The 15,673-nt window shown below is 73.9% G+C and carries 14 protein-coding genes and 1 pseudogene; 11 read left to right on the top strand and 4 right to left on the bottom strand.

Features of this window, described 5'->3' with window-relative positions:
* The first annotated feature begins 8 nt into the window (after positions 1–8).
* The 5 genes and pseudogenes from Q5694_RS28225 to cobC all read left to right on the top strand — a co-directional run bounded on the left by Q5694_RS28225 (position 9) and on the right by cobC (position 5,673).
* Entirely contained in the window at positions 9–2,066 is a 2,058-nt protein-coding gene (locus tag Q5694_RS28225) for a putative cobaltochelatase (protein ID WP_333936241.1), read from the top strand.
* Positions 2,066–2,674, top strand: coding sequence for a cob(I)yrinic acid a,c-diamide adenosyltransferase (gene cobO, locus Q5694_RS28230; protein ID WP_333936242.1), 609 nt, complete (start codon positions 2,066–2,068; stop codon positions 2,672–2,674). The genes Q5694_RS28225 and cobO overlap by 1 nt, the downstream gene beginning before the upstream one ends.
* The gene (locus Q5694_RS28235; protein WP_333936317.1) at positions 2,671–4,119 is read left to right on the top strand and encodes a cobyrinate a,c-diamide synthase; all 1,449 of its coding nucleotides are present in this window, start codon (positions 2,671–2,673) and stop codon (positions 4,117–4,119) included. The genes cobO and Q5694_RS28235 overlap by 4 nt, the downstream gene beginning before the upstream one ends.
* Positions 4,116–4,565: pseudogene (locus Q5694_RS28240) on the top strand (cobalamin biosynthesis protein); the annotation flags it as partial. The gene Q5694_RS28235 and the pseudogene Q5694_RS28240, both read left to right, overlap by 4 nt.
* A 52-nt stretch (positions 4,566–4,617) precedes the next feature.
* Positions 4,618–5,673, top strand: coding sequence for an Rv2231c family pyridoxal phosphate-dependent protein CobC (cobC, locus tag Q5694_RS28245; protein ID WP_333936243.1), 1,056 nt, complete (start codon positions 4,618–4,620; stop codon positions 5,671–5,673).
* 78 nt (positions 5,674–5,751) lie between these two features.
* Here cobC and Q5694_RS28250 read toward each other — a convergent pair whose 3' ends face one another.
* Together Q5694_RS28250 and Q5694_RS28255 are read right to left on the bottom strand one after the other, a co-directional pair.
* On the bottom strand, positions 5,752–6,645 hold the full coding sequence (locus tag Q5694_RS28250; RefSeq protein WP_333936244.1) for an SCO1860 family LAETG-anchored protein: 894 nt from the start codon (positions 6,643–6,645) through the stop codon (positions 5,752–5,754).
* Between the two features lie 167 nt (positions 6,646–6,812).
* Positions 6,813–7,904, bottom strand: a complete 1,092-nt coding sequence (locus Q5694_RS28255) for an amidohydrolase family protein (RefSeq protein ID WP_333936245.1) — start codon at positions 7,902–7,904, stop codon at positions 6,813–6,815.
* A gap of 128 nt (positions 7,905–8,032) precedes the next feature.
* Here Q5694_RS28255 and Q5694_RS28260 point away from each other — a divergent pair, with 128 nt between their 5' ends.
* The 6 genes from Q5694_RS28260 to thpD all read left to right on the top strand — a co-directional run bounded on the left by Q5694_RS28260 (position 8,033) and on the right by thpD (position 13,446).
* Positions 8,033–9,133, top strand: coding sequence for a pyridoxal-phosphate-dependent aminotransferase family protein (locus Q5694_RS28260; protein WP_333936246.1), 1,101 nt, complete (start codon positions 8,033–8,035; stop codon positions 9,131–9,133).
* Positions 9,134–9,362: 229 nt separating this feature from the next.
* A complete protein-coding gene (locus tag Q5694_RS28265) occupies positions 9,363–9,899 on the top strand; it encodes a DinB family protein (RefSeq protein WP_333936247.1) in 537 nt (178 codons plus the stop codon).
* 343 nt (positions 9,900–10,242) lie between these two features.
* Entirely contained in the window at positions 10,243–10,749 is a 507-nt protein-coding gene (gene ectA, locus Q5694_RS28270) for a diaminobutyrate acetyltransferase (protein ID WP_333936248.1), read from the top strand.
* A 55-nt stretch (positions 10,750–10,804) separates the two neighbouring features.
* Positions 10,805–12,076, top strand: coding sequence for a diaminobutyrate--2-oxoglutarate transaminase (gene ectB / locus Q5694_RS28275; RefSeq protein WP_333936249.1), 1,272 nt, complete (start codon positions 10,805–10,807; stop codon positions 12,074–12,076).
* A gap of 49 nt (positions 12,077–12,125) precedes the next feature.
* Entirely contained in the window at positions 12,126–12,524 is a 399-nt protein-coding gene (locus Q5694_RS28280; RefSeq protein WP_333936250.1) for an ectoine synthase, read from the top strand.
* Between the two features lie 7 nt (positions 12,525–12,531).
* A complete protein-coding gene (gene thpD / locus Q5694_RS28285; protein WP_333936251.1) occupies positions 12,532–13,446 on the top strand; it encodes an ectoine hydroxylase in 915 nt (304 codons plus the stop codon).
* Between the two features lie 259 nt (positions 13,447–13,705).
* Here thpD and Q5694_RS28290 read toward each other — a convergent pair whose 3' ends face one another.
* Both Q5694_RS28290 and Q5694_RS28295 read right to left on the bottom strand, forming a co-directional pair.
* Entirely contained in the window at positions 13,706–14,758 is a 1,053-nt protein-coding gene (locus Q5694_RS28290; RefSeq protein ID WP_333936252.1) for an aminotransferase class V-fold PLP-dependent enzyme, read from the bottom strand.
* Between the two features lie 95 nt (positions 14,759–14,853).
* Complete coding sequence (locus Q5694_RS28295; RefSeq protein WP_333936253.1) at positions 14,854–15,591, bottom strand: DsbA family oxidoreductase; 738 nt, start codon at positions 15,589–15,591, stop codon at positions 14,854–14,856.
* Positions 15,592–15,673 lie beyond the last annotated feature (82 nt).

A 15,673-nucleotide genomic window follows, 5' to 3' on the forward strand; every position in this document is an offset into this window, starting at 1 on the left:
GACGACCAGTGACCACCCCGTTTCCGTTCACCGCCGTGGTCGGCCAGGACGATCTGCGGCTCGCGCTGCTGCTGAACGCCGTGTCACCGGCGGTCGGCGGTGTGCTGGTGCGCGGCGAGAAGGGCACCGCCAAGTCGACGGCCGTGCGGGCGCTGTCGGCGCTCGTGCCGCAGGTCGAGGTCGTCCCCGGGTGCCGTTTCTCCTGCGACCCCGCCTCCCCCGACCCCGCCTGCCCCGACGGGCCGCACGCGCCGGGGACCGCCGGCCAGTACCGCCCGGCCCGCATGGTCGAACTGCCCGTCGGCGCCTCCGAGGACCGGCTGGTGGGCGCGCTGGACATCGAGCGGGCCCTGTCGGAGGGCGTGAAGGCCTTCGAGCCCGGGCTGCTCGCCGACGCACACCGAGGGATCCTCTACGTCGACGAGGTCAACCTCCTGCACGACCACCTGGTCGACCTGCTGCTGGACGCGGCGGCGATGGGCGCCTCGTACGTGGAGCGCGAGGGCGTCTCGGTGCGGCACGCGGCCCGCTTCCTGCTGGTGGGCACCATGAACCCCGAAGAGGGCGAGCTGCGGCCGCAGTTGCTCGACCGGTTCGGCCTGACGGTGGAGGTCGCCGCCTCCCGTGAGCCCGACCAGCGGGTGGAGGTCGTACGGCGCCGGCTGGCCTACGACGACGACCCGGCCGCCTTCGCCGCGCGCTGGGCCGAGGAGGAGGCCGGGGTGCGGGCCCGGATCGCCGCCGCGCGGGAGCTGCTGCCGTCGGTGCGGCTGGGCGACGGGGCGCTGCGGCAGATCGCGGCGACCTGTGCGGCCTTCGAGGTGGACGGCATGCGCGCCGACATCGTGATGGCCCGGACGGCCACCGCGCTGGCCGCCTGGGCGGGCCGTACGGACGTGCTCGCCGAGGACGTCCGGCAGGCGGCGCTGCTGGCGCTGCCGCACCGGCGCAGGCGCAACCCCTTCGACGCGCCGGGTCTGGACGAGGACAAGCTGGACGAGACCCTGGAGCAGTTCTCCGACGACGACCCGGACCCCGACCCCGGGCCGGACGGCCCGGACGGCGGCGGACCCGGTGGTCCCGACTTCCCGGACGGCGGCGGCCCCGGTGGCCCCGACGGCGGCGGCCGGCCGGAGGCCGGGGACGACGCGCCGCGGCAGGACGGCGACTCGGCGGCCTCCCCCGCCTCCGGTGAGGACGGGACGGCGCAGCGGCCCGGGGCCGGCGAGCAGTCGGCCGTGAGGGCCGCCGAGCCGTTCCGCACCAAGGTGCTGAGCGTGCCGGGACTGGGCGAAGGGGCCGCCGGGCGGCGTTCGCGGGCGCGGACCGAGCACGGGCGTACGACCGGGGCGCGCCGGCCGCGCGGCACTCTGACCAAGCTGCACCTGGCGGCGACCGTGCAGGCCGCGGCGCCGCACCAGCGCTCCCGCGGCAGGTCCGGGCCGGGTCTGGTGGTGCGCCGGGACGATCTGCGGCAGGCCACCCGTGAGGGTCGCGAGGGCAATCTCGTGCTGTTCGTCGTGGACGCCTCCGGGTCGATGGCGGCCCGCAGGCGCATGGGCGCGGTGAAGGGGGCCGTGCTGTCGCTGCTGCTGGACGCCTACCAGCGGCGGGACAAGGTGGGCCTGGTGACTTTCCGGGGTGGGGGCGCCGACGTCGCGCTGCCGCCGACCTCGTCGGTGGACGCGGCGGCGGCCCGGCTGGAGACGCTGCCGACCGGCGGCCGCACCCCGCTGGCCGCCGGGCTGCTGCGCGCGCACGAGGTGCTGCGGGTGGAGCGGCTGCGGGATCCGGCGCGCCGGCCGCTGGTCGTGGTGGTGACCGACGGCCGGGCGACCGGCGGCCCGGAGCCCGTCGCGCTGGCGGGCCGGGCGGCGCGGCTGTTCGCGGCCGAGGGCCTGGCGTCCGTCGTCGTGGACTGCGAGCAGGGGCCGGTGCGGCTGGGGCTCGCCGGACGGCTCGCCGGTGAACTGGGCGGTACGGCCGTGACGTTGGACGAGCTGCGGGCCGACTCGATCGCCGGCCTGGTCAGAGATGTGCAGGGGACTTCGAGGAGGGCCGCGTAATGCCGCAGGGACAGCCGAGTGTCATTCCGGACGACGGTCTGACGACCCGTCAGCGACGGAACCGGCCGCTGGTGATGGTCCACACGGGCGTCGGCAAGGGCAAGTCCACCGCCGCCTTCGGGCTCGCGCTGCGGGCCTGGAACCAGGGATGGCCCATCGGGGTGTTCCAGTTCGTCAAGTCGGCGAAGTGGAAGGTCGGCGAGGAGAACGCGCTGAAGGTGCTCGGCGCCTCCGGCGAGGGCGGCTCCGTGGCCTGGCACAAGATGGGCGAGGGCTGGTCCTGGGTGCAGCGCGACCTCCAGGGCGACAACTCGAGCAACGAGGAGAAGGCCCGGGAGGGCTGGGAACAGGTCAAGCGGGACCTGGCGGCACAGACGTACCGGCTGTACGTGCTGGACGAGTTCGCCTACCCGCTGCACTGGGGGTGGATCGACACCGACGAGGTCGTCGACGTCCTGCGGCACCGGCCGGGAACCCAGCACGTCGTGATCACCGGACGGAACGCGCCCGCCGGACTCGTCGACTTCGCGGACCTGGTCACCGACATGTCGAAGGTCAAGCACCCGATGGACGCCGGGCAGAAGGGGCAGAGGGGCATCGAGTGGTGACGTCGTCCTCGTCCGTCCCCCGGCTGGTCGTCGCCGCTCCCTCCTCCAGGAGCGGCAAGACCACGGTGGCCACGGGGCTGATGGCCGCGTTCGCCGCGCGGGGGCTCGCCGTGTCCCCGCACAAGGTCGGCCCCGACTACATCGACCCCGGTTACCACGCGCTCGCCACCGGGCGGGTGGGGCGCAACCTCGACGCGTACCTGTGCGGTCCGGACCTGGTCGGTCCGCTGTTCCGGCACGGGGCCCGCGGGTGCGACATCGCCGTCGTCGAGGGCGTGATGGGGCTGTACGACGGGGCGGCGGGGCAGGGCGAGCTGGCCTCGACGGCGCACGTGGCCAAGCTGCTGCGGGCGCCGGTGGTGCTGGTGGTGGACGCGTCGTCGCAGTCCAGGTCGGTCGCGGCGCTGGTGCACGGGTTCGTGTCCTGGGACCCGGAGGTGCGGGTCGGGGGCGTGATCCTGAACAAGGTCGCCACGGACCGGCACGAGGAGCTGCTGCGGGAGGCGCTGGAGCATGTGGGGGTGCCCGTGCTCGGGGTGCTGCGGCGGGCCCCGCAGGTGGACACGCCGTCCCGGCACCTGGGCCTGGTGCCGGTCGCCGAACGGCGCGCGGAGGCCGTGGCGGCCGTCGGGGCGATGGCCGCGCAGGTGGCGGCCGGGTGCGACCTCGACGCACTGGCCGCGCTGGCGCGCACGGCGGGACCACTGTCCTGCGACCCGTGGGACGCGGCGGAGGCGATGCACGGAACCCTGCGCGACGCGGCGGCGGGGGCCCGCTGCGACGCCGGAGCCCGGGACGTGCCCGATTCCGGGGCCGGGGCCGGTGCGCGGAAGAAGGGGGCCGTGCCGCGGATCGCCGTCGCCGGCGGGCCCGCGTTCACCTTCTCCTACGCCGAGCACGCCGAGCTGCTGACGGCCGCCGGTGCCGAGGTCGTGCCGTTCGACCCGCTGCGCGACGGCGACCTGCCCGAGGGGACCCGGGGGCTGGTGATCGGCGGCGGGTTCCCGGAGATGTACGCCTCGGAGCTGTCGGCCAACGAGCCGCTGCGCAAGGCCGTCTCCGTCCTGGCGGACAGCGGGGCGCCGGTGGCCGCCGAGTGCGCGGGCCTGCTGTACCTGTGCCGGGAGCTGGACGGCCTGCCGATGTGCGGCGTGCTGGACGCCCGGGCGCGGATGACGGAGCGGCTCACGCTCGGGTACCGGGAGGCGGTGGCCGTGGGCGACAGCGTCCTCGCGGCGGCGGGGACCCGGATGCGGGGGCACGAGTTCCACCGGACCGCGGTCGAGCCCGGCTCGGGCGCCGAGCCCGCCTGGGGGCTGCTGGGCGCCCGGCGCAGGGTCGAGGGGTTCGTGCAGGGCGGTGTCCACGCCAGCTACCTGCACACGCACTGGGCGGCCCGGCCGGGGGTCGCCCGCCGGTTCGTGGAGAGGTGCCGCGCCTCATGAGCGGCGGGCCCGGTTCGGCCGAGCCGCTGAGCGGGCGCACCCGCGTGGTCGTCGGGGTCGGCGCGTCGAAGGGCGTCCCGGTGGAGGAGGTGCTCGCGCTGGTCGGGGCGGCCCTGCGCGAGGCCGGGCTGCCCGTCACGTCCGTCGTGGAGCTGGCCACGGCCGACGCGAAGGCCGGGGAGGCGGGGGTCGTGGGGGCGGCGCGGCGGCTCGGGGTGCCGCTGGTGACGTACACGGCCGGGGAACTGGCCCGGGTCGGCGTGCCGCATCCGTCGGACGCGGCGCGCACCGCCGTGGGCACGCCCTCCGTCGCGGAGGCCGCGGCCCTGCTGCGCGGCGGTGAACTCCTCGTCCCCAAGCGCAGGTCCGGGCGGGCGACCTGTGCCGTGGCCCGGCTCGGCGGCCCGGACGCCGGCCGGATCGGCGCGGCACCCGCCGGCGCCGGCACGGCCCGCCGGAACACCGAAGGCCACCACCAGCGAGGACACGGACACGGCCATGCGCACTGAGAGCGGGCACGACCTGCGCCACCACGGGGACGCCGAGGTACGGGACGCCGGCGGTGGGCTCGTCGACCTCGCGGTCAACGTCCGCGCGGACACACCGCCCGCATGGCTGCTGGAGCACATCACCGCCTCGCTCGCCGGCCTGGCCGCCTACCCGGACGGGCGGGCCGCCCGGGCCGCGGTGGCGCGGCGGCACGGCCTGCCGGCGGAACGGGTGCTGCTGACGGCGGGCGCGGCGGAGGCGTTCGTGCTGCTGGCCCGGGCACTGAAGGTGCGGCGGCCGGTCGTGGTGCATCCCCAGTTCACGGAGCCGGAAGCGGCGCTGCGGGACGCCGGGCACACCGTAGGCCGGGTGCTGCTGCGCGAGGAGGACGGTTTCCGGCTGGACACGGCGGCCGTCCCCGAGGACGCGGACCTGGTCGTGATCGGCAACCCGACGAACCCGACCTCGGTGCTGCACCCGGCGGACGCGATCGCCGCCCTCGCCCGGCCCGGCCGGGTGCTGGTGGTGGACGAGGCGTTCATGGACGCGGTCCCGGGCGAACGGGAAGCCCTGGCCGGGCGCGTCGACGTGCCCGGCCTGGTGGTGCTGCGCAGCCTGACCAAGACGTGGGGCCTGGCCGGGTTGCGGATCGGCTACGTGCTGGCGGCGCCGGAGATCGTGGCGGAGCTGGAGCGGGCGCAGCCGCTGTGGCCGGTGTCCACGCCCGCGCTGGTGGCCGCCGAGGCGTGTGTGGGGCCCCGGGCACTGGCGGAGGCGGCCCACGCCGCCCACCGCGTCGCCGCGGACCGCGCCCACCTGGTGGCGGGCCTCACCGGGCTCGCTCCGGCCGGGCTGCGGGTGGCCGGGCCGGCCGAGGCCCCGTTCGTGCTGATCCGCCTCCCCCGGGCGGCCGCCGTACGCCGCCGCCTGCGCGACCTCGGCTACGCCGTCCGCCGCGGCGACACGTTCCCCGGTCTGGACGAGCACTGGCTCCGCCTGGCAGTCCGCGACCGCCCCACGACGGACGACTTCCTGACGGCACTGAGCGGGGCGCTGGAGCACTGAGGCCGCCGGGCGCGTCGGAGCGGGGCGGCCGAACCACCGGCGCCCGCCCGCGCACCGTTCCCGCCCCGCGGCTCCCGGTCAGCCCCGGCGGCGGGACCGTGCGACTGCTGTCGCGCCTGTCGCCAGCAGGGCGACGGCGCCGGCCGCCACGTAGGGGGTCGCCGAACTGCCGCCCGTTTCGGCCAGGTTCTCCTCCACGGGGGCTCCCTGCGGCTCGACACCGGCCGACGGGGGCTGCTGAGCCGCCGCGGGGCGGGGTGTCGCGCAGGTCGCCTCGGCCAGGGTGAGGGTGCCGTCGACCTCGGCGACGTTCAGCTTCAGCGGGTTGACGGAGACCTTGAGTTCGAGGGCCGTGGCGGCCGCCGAGCGGGCCGTGGTCCGGGTGCCGGTCAGATCGAGCCGGACCTCGCCGACACCGGGCACGCTGACGTCGGTGGGGCCGCCGGCGGTGAGGGTGACGCGCTTGCCGAGCACGGTGACCGAGCCGGGCAGGTCGGTCGTGGCGACCGGCTTCTTCCCGACTTCGCAGGTGGCCCTGGCCGTGACCTGTTCGACCTCGACGACCGACAGCAGCGGCAGACCGGGGACGTGCAGACGGGCGTGGGACAGCGTGGTGGACGCCTCGGCCTTCGTGGCGCTCGTGGTGGCCGTCGCCCGGGCCGCCTCGGCCCGCAGCACGCTGAACGGCTTCCCGCCGTCCACCGCGTCGAGGCCGGCCGTCAGCGTGTTCTTCTCCGCGCTCCGCGGGGCCCGCACCTCGTTGAGGGACACGGCGAGCGGGACGTTCACCGACTTGTTCAGCAGGGAGACGTCCAGGCCCGTGCGCAGGACGGCGGCGCTCGCGCGGCCGTGGTCGCCGCTGGCGTGCGCCGGGCTCGCACCGGTCAGCACCAGGGGCCCGGCGGCGAGGGCCGTGGCCGTGGCGACGGTCGCCAGTCGGCGTGCGGGCATGCGGAAGCAAGGGCTGTTCACGGGGGACTCCATGGGAAGGCAGGCTCGGGACCCGGAAAGAATCGCCCCGGCGCGCGGGCGGCGTCAGCGATCCGCCACCACTTCACTCCAACGTGGCGAGACCGCGGGAGTTTTCGAAATCCTCCGGCACAGGCGTTCCCCGCCGTCAGCCCGGTGGCCGCGCAGGTCTAGCCCACCACGCGCCCGTTCAGCACCACCCGGCGCGGGGACGCCAGGACGCGCACGTCGGCCCGCGGGTCCTCGTCGTAGACCACGAGATCGGCCGGGGCTCCCTCCTCCAGGCCGGGGCGTCCGAGCCAGGAACGGGCCGTCCAGGTGCCCGCCGCCAGCGCGTCGACGGGCGGGATGCCCGCGGTGACCAGTTCGGCGACCTCGGCAGCCGCGAGACCGTGGGCGAGCGCGCCCCCGGCGTCGGTGCCGACGAAGACCGGGATGCCGGCGTCGTAGGCGCCCCGCACGGTGTCGTAGCGGCGTTCGTGGAGCCGGCGCATGTGGGCCGACCAGCGCGGGAACTTGCCCTCCCCGCCGTCGGCGAGCTGCGGGAAGGTCGCGATGTTCACCAGCGTCGGCACGATGGCCACGCCCCGCTCGGCGAACAGCGGGATGAGGTCGTCGGTCAGGCCCGTGGCGTGTTCGATGCAGTCGATGCCGGCCTCGACCAGGTCCCGCAGGGAGTCCTCCGCGAAGCAGTGGGCGGTGACGCGGGCGCCCAGCCGGTGGGCCTCGGCGATGGCCGCCTCGACGGCCTCGCGGGGCCAGCAGGCGGACAGGTCGCCCAGGTCGCGGTCGATCCAGTCGCCGACCAGCTTCACCCAGCCGTCACCGCGCCGTGCCTCCTGGGCGACGTACGCGACCAGGTCCTCGGGTTCGATCTCCCAGGCGTAGTTGCGGATGTAGCGGCGGGTGCGGGCGATGTGCCGCCCGGCACGGATGATCTTCGGCAGGTCCTCGCGGTCGTCGATCCACCGGGTGTCGGAGGGCGAACCGGCGTCGCGGATCAGCAGCGTGCCCGCGTCCCGGTCGGTGAGCGCCTGCTTCTCGGCGACGTCCGCGGGCACCGGGCCGTGCCGGTCGAGACCGACGTGGCAGTGCGCGTCCACCAGGCCGGGCAGGGCCCAGCCCCGCACGGTGCGCACGTCCCGGGCCCCGGCCGGAGGGTCGTAGGTGACGCGGCCGTCGACCACCCACAGCTCGTCCCGGACGTCCTCGGGCCCGACGAGCACCCGTCCCCTCACGTGCAGCACCGCGCGTTCGCTCATGTCCCGCACCTTAGTGAGCCGCTCGGCCCGCTCCGAAGGGGGCCGGTGCCGGACCTCGCCGCGAAGGGGGTCCGTCGCCGCCGGTTACCCTCGTTGCCGTCGAACCTGTGAGTGAAGAGAGCATTGCCGTGACGCATCCGTTTCTGGACCTGGCCCCGCTCGGCGCGGACCGCTTCGCCGCGATCGAGGACCGCGTGGCCCGGCTGCTGGGCACCGAGCAGGACGTGGTGATCATGCAGGGCGAGGCGCTGCTGCCGCTGGAGGGCGCCATCCGCGCCACGGCCGGCCCGGGCAACACCGCGCTGAACGTCATCACGGGGCCGTACGGTCAGACGTTCGGCGACTGGCTGCGCGACTGCGGCGCCACGGTGATCGACCTCGCGGTGCCCTTCCACACGGCGGTCACGGCCGAGCAGATCCGCCAGGCCCTCGCCGACCACCCGGAGATCGACTTCGTCTCCCTGGTGCACGCGGAGGCCGCCACCGGCAACACCAACCCGGTCGCGGAGATCGGCGAGGTGGTCCGGGCCCACGGGGCGCTGTTCTACCTGGACGCGGTGGCCTCGATCGGCGCCGAGCCGGTGCTGCCGGACGCGTGGGGCGTGGACCTGTGCGTGATCGGCGCGCAGAAGGCGATGGGTGGGCCGGCCGGCGTGTCGGCGGTGTCGGTGAGCGCGCGCGCCTGGGCCCGGATGGCGGCCAACCCCCGGGCTCCGCGCCGGTCGTACCTGTCGCTCCTCGACTGGAAGGAGCGGTGGATCGACGGCGGGCGCAAGGCCCTGCTGCACGCCCCGGCGCAGCTGGAGATGCTGGCGCTGGAGGCCTGTGTGGAGCGGATCGAGGCCGCCGGGCTGGACACGGTGATGGCCCGGCACGCCTCCGCCGCGGCGGCGACCCGGGCCGGGGCGCTGGCGCTCGGGGGCGGGCTGGAGCCGTACGTGCACGACGCCCGGGACGCGGCGCCGGTCGCGACGACCCTGCGGGCACCGGCGGACACGGTGGCCTCGGAGCTGGTGGCGCGGGCGCTGGCGGCCGACCCGGCCGTGCCGCTCGCCGCGGGCGGAGGTGCGCTGGCGAAGGAGATGATCCGGGTCAACCACTACGGCGCGGACGCGACGCCCGGAGCCGTGCGGTCGAGTCTGGCGGCACTGGGCGGGGCAATGGCCGAGTCGGGGCTCGCGGTCGACGTGGAGGGCGCGCTCCGCGCGGCGGAGAAGGCGTGGCGGTGACCGCCGGCTGACCCGCCGCCCGGGGCGCGACGGGACTCCCGCCGGGGGCCGCCCGGGCCACGGTGCGGGCTCCGCCCCGGAAGCAGCCGAGTACGGCCGACGGGGCCGGGCCGCGTGCCGCACGCCGCCCCGCCGTCAAGCCGCCGCAGGCCGCCCCGCCGAAGCCGCCGCAGGCCGCTGCGGACCCGTGAGCGGCCCCGCTGTCAGTGGCCCGTGCCATGCTCCCGGCATGACCACCGACTCCCCCGGCGACACCTTCACCCTCCCCGACGGCCGCCCCGTCCCGCGCACCACCGGTGACGAGCGGGCCATGCTCGAGAGCTGGCTGGACTTCCACCGGGCCACCCTGGAGCTGAAGTGCGCCGGGCTGGACGACGCCCAGGTGCGTGCGGCCGCGGCACCGCCCTCCTCCCTCACCCTGCTCGGTCTGGTGCAGCACCTCGCGGAGATCGAGCGGAACTGGTTCCAGCGCGTGGCCGGCGGTCTCGACGTACCCCCCGTGTTCGAGGACCCGGCCGGCTACGCGCTGGATCCGGCACGAGGGCTGGACCAGGCGCTCGGCATCTGGCGGCGGGAGATCGCCCGGGGCCGGGAGCTGTCCGCCGGGCTGCCCCTGGACCACGTCGGCCGGGTGGCCGAGGGGCCGGTGCCCGGGATGCAGGTCAGTCTGCGCTGGGTGCTCATTCACCTGATCGAGGAATACGCGCGGCACAACGGCCACGCGGATCTCCTGCGTGAACGTATCGACGGGGTGACCGGAGCCTGAATTCTTCCTGCCTGCCGCCATAACGAATCCGTGTAAGCTGACGCACACAATTCAGAATTCATCCGGGGAGAGCCGACCCCATTCTTCTGCCCGCTTTTCCCGGTCCTAAACGCGTAGATTTCAAGGACGTTTCGCGAGGTAATTCCGGCGCGTCGGGTGAGGACGGCATGGTTGTGACGCGTTACACAACCTGACCATTTTGCCCGGTATTTTCCGTACGAAGTCGGGCATTCTTCTGCCGCCGCGTGCCCTTCTTCGCGCCCGCGTGATAACACACCACCAGCCCATACGTAAGCCCATCCCCCGATGCATTTTTGAATTCGGCTGGGTAAGTTCGATTCGCATGACCGCCGTACAAACAGACCCGCACATCGATCGCCCCACGGTGGCTGACGGAGCCGCACTGTGGCGGATGGCCAAGGACTCGAAGGTTCTCGATGTGAACTCGTCCTACAGCTATCTGCTGTGGTGCCGCGACTTCGCCGCCACGTCGGCCGTGGCCCGTGACGAGCACGGCGAGCCGATCGGTTTCGTCACCGGGTACGTGCGGCCGGACAGCCCGCACACCCTGCTGGTCTGGCAGGTGGCGGTGGACGAGGCCCACCGCGGACGCGGACTGGCGGCCGCGCTGCTCGACGGACTGGTCGCGCGGACCGCGGCCGAGCACGGGGTGACGGCGGTGGAGACGACCATCACCCCGGGCAACACCGCCTCCGAGCGCCTGTTCACGTCCTTCGCCGAGCGCCACGGGGCGGGACTGCAGCGCGAGGTGCTGTTCGACACGGGGCTGTTCCCCGACGGGCCGCACGACGCCGAGGTCCTGTACCGCATCGGCCCGCTGCCCCACTGACCTCCCACCCCGACTCCCGCCAAGACTTCCCCCACGCACCGAGGAGCGATTCGTCGTGACCATCACCCAGCCGGACCTGAGCGTCTTCGAGACCCTGGAGTCCGAGGTGCGCAGCTACTGCCGCGGCTGGCCCACCGTCTTCGACCGTGCGGTGGGCAGCCGCATGTACGACGAGGACGGCCACGAGTACCTCGACTTCTTCGCCGGAGCGGGGTCACTGAACTACGGGCACAACAACCCCGTCCTCAAACGCGCGCTGATCGACTACCTGGAGCGGGACGGCGTCACGCACGGGCTCGACATGTCGACCACCGCCAAGCGCCGCTTCCTGGAGACCTTCCAGAACCTGCTGCTGCGCCCGCGCGACCTGCCGTACAAGGTCATGTTCCCGGGCCCGACCGGCACCAACGCCGTGGAGTCGGCGCTGAAGCTGGCGCGGAAGGTGAAGGGCCGCGAGGCGATCGTGTCGTTCACCAACGCCTTCCACGGCATGTCGCTGGGCTCGCTGGCCGTCACCGGCAACGCGTTCAAGCGCGCCGGAGCCGGCATCCCGCTGGTGCACGGCACCCCGATGCCGTTCGACAACTACTTCGACGGCCAGGTCCCGGACTTCCTCTGGTTCGAGCGGCTCCTGGAGGACCAGGGCTCCGGCCTGAACAAGCCGGCCGCCGTGATCGTCGAGACCGTGCAGGGCGAGGGCGGCATCAACGTGGCCCGGCCCGAGTGGCTGCGCGCGCTGGCCGACCTGTGCGAGCGGCAGGACATGCTGCTGATCGTCGACGACATCCAGATGGGCTGCGGCCGCACCGGCGCGTTCTTCTCCTTCGAGGAGGCCGGCATCACGCCGGACATCGTCACCGTCTCCAAGTCCATCAGCGGCTACGGCCTGCCGATGTCGCTGTGCCTGTTCAAGCCCGAGCTCGACATCTGGGAGCCCGGTGAGCACAACGGCACGTTCCGCGGCAACAACCCCGCCTTCGTCACGGCCACCGCGGCCCTGGAGGCGTACTGGGCCGACGGCTCAGCGATGGAGAAGCAGACCCGCACGCGCGGCGAGCAGGTCGAGCAGGCGCTGATCTCCATCACCGAGGAGAACCTGGCCGACGTGAAGGAGTACCGCGGCCGCGGCCTGGTGTGGGGCATGGAGTTCCACGACAAGGCCCGCGCGAACAAGGTCGCCAAGCGCGCCTTCGAACTCGGGCTGCTCATCGAGACGTCCGGCCCGGAGAGCGAGGTCGTCAAACTGCTCCCGGCGCTGACGATCACCCCCGAGGAGCTGGACGAGGGCCTCACCACCCTGGCCCGCGCCGTCCGCGAGACCGCCTGACCCACCGGCACCACAGCACCACCACCCACCTAGGAGGCATCGCAGCACCGTGATTGTCCGTTCGTTCAAGGAGATCGAAGGCACCGACCGGCACGTGAAAGCGGCGTCCGGCACGTGGGAGAGCAAGCGCATCGTCCTCGCCAAGGAGAAGGTCGGCTTCTCCCTGCACGAGACGATCCTGTACGCGGGTACGGAGACGTCGATGTGGTACGCGAACCACATCGAGGCCGTCGTCTGCGTGGAGGGCGAGGCCGAGCTGACCGACCACGAGACCGGGCGGAAGCACACGATCACGCCCGGCACGATGTACCTCCTGGACGGCCACGAGAGGCACACGCTGAAGGTCAAGGAGGACTTCCGCTGCCTCTGCGTGTTCAACCCGCCCGTGACCGGACGGGAGGACCACGACGAGAACGGCGTCTACCCGCTGCTCACCGAGGAGGTGTGACGTTTCCATGACCGCCACCACCGACACGACCACCACCACCGGTACGCCCGACCTCTACCCGACGCGCGGCGCCTCCGAGGTGCTCACGCCCCGGCAGGACCCGGTCGTCTGGGGCGCGCCCGACGCCCCGGGGCCGGTCGCGCCGGCCGATCTGCTGTCGTTCGAGCGTGACGGGTTCCTCGCCGTCGACGAGCTCATCGGCGAGGACGAGGTCGCCGTCTACCGCAACGAGCTGAACCGGCTGGTCGAGGATCCGGACATCCGTGCCGACGAGCGGTCGATCGTCGAACCGAAGTCGCAGGAGATCCGGTCGGTCTTCGAGGTCCACAAGATCAGTGAGGTGTTCGCGCGGCTGGTCCGCGACGAGCGGGTCGTCGGCCGGGCGCGGCAGATCCTCGGCTCGGACGTCTACGTCCACCAGTCGCGGATCAACGTCAAGCCGGGGTTCGGGGCGAGTGGCTTCTACTGGCACTCGGACTTCGAGACGTGGCACGCGGAGGACGGTCTGCCGCGGATGCGCACGGTGTCGGTCTCGATCGCGCTGACCGAGAACCACGACACCAACGGCGGGCTCATGATCATGCCGGGGTCGCACAAGACGTTCCTCGGCTGCGCGGGGGAGACGCCGAAGGACAACTACAAGAAGTCGCTGCAGATGCAGGACGCGGGGACGCCCTCGGACGAGGCGCTGACCCGGTTCGCCACCGAGCACGGCATCAAGCTGTTCACGGGCAAGGCCGGTTCGGCGACCTGGTTCGACTGCAACTGCATGCACGGCTCCGGCGACAACATCACGCCGTTCCCGCGCAGCAACGTGTTCATCGTGTTCAACAGCGTCGAGAACACGGCGGTCGAACCCTTCGCGGCACCGGTCCGCCGACCGGAGTTCATCGGGGCGCGGGACTTCACGCCGGTGCGGTGACCACCCTCCCCGGCCGGGGGTTTCGGGGGTCGCCCCCCGAACGGCACAGCATCGGGGCGCGGGACTTCACGCCGGTGCGGTGACCGCCCTCCCCGGCCGGGGGTTTCGGGGGTCGCCCCCCGAACGGCACAGCATCGGGGCGCGGGACTTCACGCCGGTGCGGTGATCACCGTCGGTGGTGACACGGGCCGCGTGACTCGACTGCCGGGTGGGGCCTCCTCGTGTGGGACGGGAGGCCCCACCCGGTTCGCGCGTTCCGTCACGCCTTGAGGGCGTCGAGCAGCCGGTCCACGTCCGCCGCCGAGTTGTAGAGGTGGAAGGCGGCCCGCAGATTGCCCGCCCGGTCGGAGACCTCGATGCCCGCCCGGCTCAGTGCGCCCTGCCGGTGGCCGAGCCCGGGCACGGACACGATCGCCGAGCCCGGCGCGTCGACCGGCGCGTGGCCCAGCTCGGCGAGTCCCGCGCGGAAGCGGTCCGCGAGGGCGGTGTCGTGGGCGTGCACGGCGTCCACGCCGATCTCCTCGATCAGCTCCAGCGAGGCGCGCAGCCCGGCGTAGCTGAACAGGGACGGGCTGATGTCGAAACGCCGTGCGGAGCGGGCCGGCTCCTCGACGGGTCCGTAGCAGCTCTCCCAGGGGACCTCGCCGGCGACCCAGCCCGCGAGCAGCGGGGTGAGCCCGCCGAAGCCGGCCGGGACGACGAAGAACGCGGCGCCGTGCGGCCCGAGGAGCCACTTGAACCCGACGGTGGCCACGAAGTCGTCGGCGTCGGCGTCCAGGGGCAGCCAGCCGGACGACTGGGAGGCGTCGACGTAGGTCCGGGCCCCGTGCCGCCGGGCCGCCGCGCGCACGGCGGGCAGGTCGGCGAGCCGCCCGTCGGCGGACTGGGCGGTGCTGACGGCGACCAGCGCGGTGCCCGGCCGGACGGATTCGGCGAGCCGCTCCAGCGGCACGGCCCGCACCTTCAGGTCGCCGCGGGTGTGGAAGGGGTTCACCAGGGACGCGAAGTCGCCCTCCGCGGTGAGGACGTCGGCCCCGGGAGGCAGCGACGCGGCGATCAGCGCCCCGTACTCGGCGACCGAGGCGCCCGTCGCGACGCGCTCCGCCGGCACGCCCGCCAGCCGGGCGAAGGCCGCGCGGGCGGCCTCCACGTGCTCGTAGAGGGGACCCAGGGGCGTGCCCTCGGCGCGCATCCGCACGGCCTGCTGCATGGCGCTGACGGCGCGGGCGGGCAGCAGGCCGTTGCTCGCCGTGTTCAGGAAGGTGTGCTTCGGGGTGAACTCGGCACGGACGAGGTTCTCGAAGGTCTCCATGGGACCACTCTGCGTCCCCCGGGTCTCCCCGTCCATTGCCTTATTCTGCGTGACTTGTCCAAGGAACGCTTATGCGTGGGCTCCCACCTGCGCTTTCACCGCCGCGGCACGGCGCACCCGTCGGGGCCGCAAGCGTCGGCGCCCCCGGCATCCGGGCTCCCCGCGCCGTCGCCGGCGACGACGGTCAGCGGGGCGCGTTCGCCGTACGCCCGGGTCAGGGCCTGGGTGAAGACCTCCGCGGGCTGGGCGCCTGAGACGCCGTAGCGGCGGTCGAGCACGAAGAAGGGCACCCCGTTCGCCCCGAGCTGCGCGGCCTCGCGCTCGTCGGCGCGCACCTCGTCGGCGTAGGCGTCCGGGTCGGCGAGCACCGCGCGCGCCGCGTCCGCGTCCAGGCCGGCGGCGACGGACAGCTCCACCAGCCGCTCGTCGTCGTCGAAGACGGACCGCTCCTCGGCGAAGTTGGCCCGGTACAGCAGGTCCAGCAGCCGCTCCTGCCGTCCGTGCCGCTTGGCGAGGTGGAGCAGCCGGTGCATGTCGAAGGTGCTGCCGTGGTCGCGGCCGCGGGTGCGGTAGTCGAGCCCCTCGGCGGCGGCCTGCGCGCCCAGATCGTCCTCGCCGGCCTCGGCCTGCGCCGGGCTCAGGCCGTACTTCCCGGTGAGCATCGTGATCACGGGCTGGACGTCGTCCTTGGCGCGGCCGGGGTCCAGTTCGAAGGAGCGGTGCACCACCTCGACGTCGTCGCGGTGCGGGAAGTCCCGCAGCGCCTTCTCGAAGCGGGCTTTGCCCACGTAGCACCAGGGGCAGGCGATGTCGCTCCAGATCTCGACGCGCATGTGTCGGCTCTCTCCAGGTCGTGCGGTACGGAGACTCCCTCCGCCGGGTGCCTGAACGTTCAAGCAGCGGTGTTCATTCCTC

The sequence above is a fragment of the Streptomyces sp. AHA2 genome (genome assembly GCF_036857595.1).
In the GTDB taxonomy this organism is placed as follows: domain Bacteria; phylum Actinomycetota; class Actinomycetes; order Streptomycetales; family Streptomycetaceae; genus Streptomyces.

Bases quoted from the DNA above. Each gene is read 5' to 3' on its own strand.
- cobO (WP_333936242.1), top strand. From the start codon at position 2,066: ATGCCGCAGGGACAGCCGAGTGTCATTCCGGACGACGGTCTGACGACC.
- cobC (WP_333936243.1), top strand. From the start codon at position 4,618: ATGCGCACTGAGAGCGGGCACGACCTGCGCCACCACGGGGACGCCGAG.
- Q5694_RS28255 (WP_333936245.1), bottom strand. From the start codon at position 7,904: ATGAGCGAACGCGCGGTGCTGCACGTGAGGGGACGGGTGCTCGTCGGG.
- Q5694_RS28265 (WP_333936247.1), top strand. From the start codon at position 9,363: ATGACCACCGACTCCCCCGGCGACACCTTCACCCTCCCCGACGGCCGC.
- ectA (WP_333936248.1), top strand. From the start codon at position 10,243: ATGACCGCCGTACAAACAGACCCGCACATCGATCGCCCCACGGTGGCT.
- thpD (WP_333936251.1), top strand. From the start codon at position 12,532: ATGACCGCCACCACCGACACGACCACCACCACCGGTACGCCCGACCTC.
- Q5694_RS28290 (WP_333936252.1), bottom strand. From the start codon at position 14,758: ATGGAGACCTTCGAGAACCTCGTCCGTGCCGAGTTCACCCCGAAGCAC.
- Q5694_RS28295 (WP_333936253.1), bottom strand. From the start codon at position 15,591: ATGCGCGTCGAGATCTGGAGCGACATCGCCTGCCCCTGGTGCTACGTG.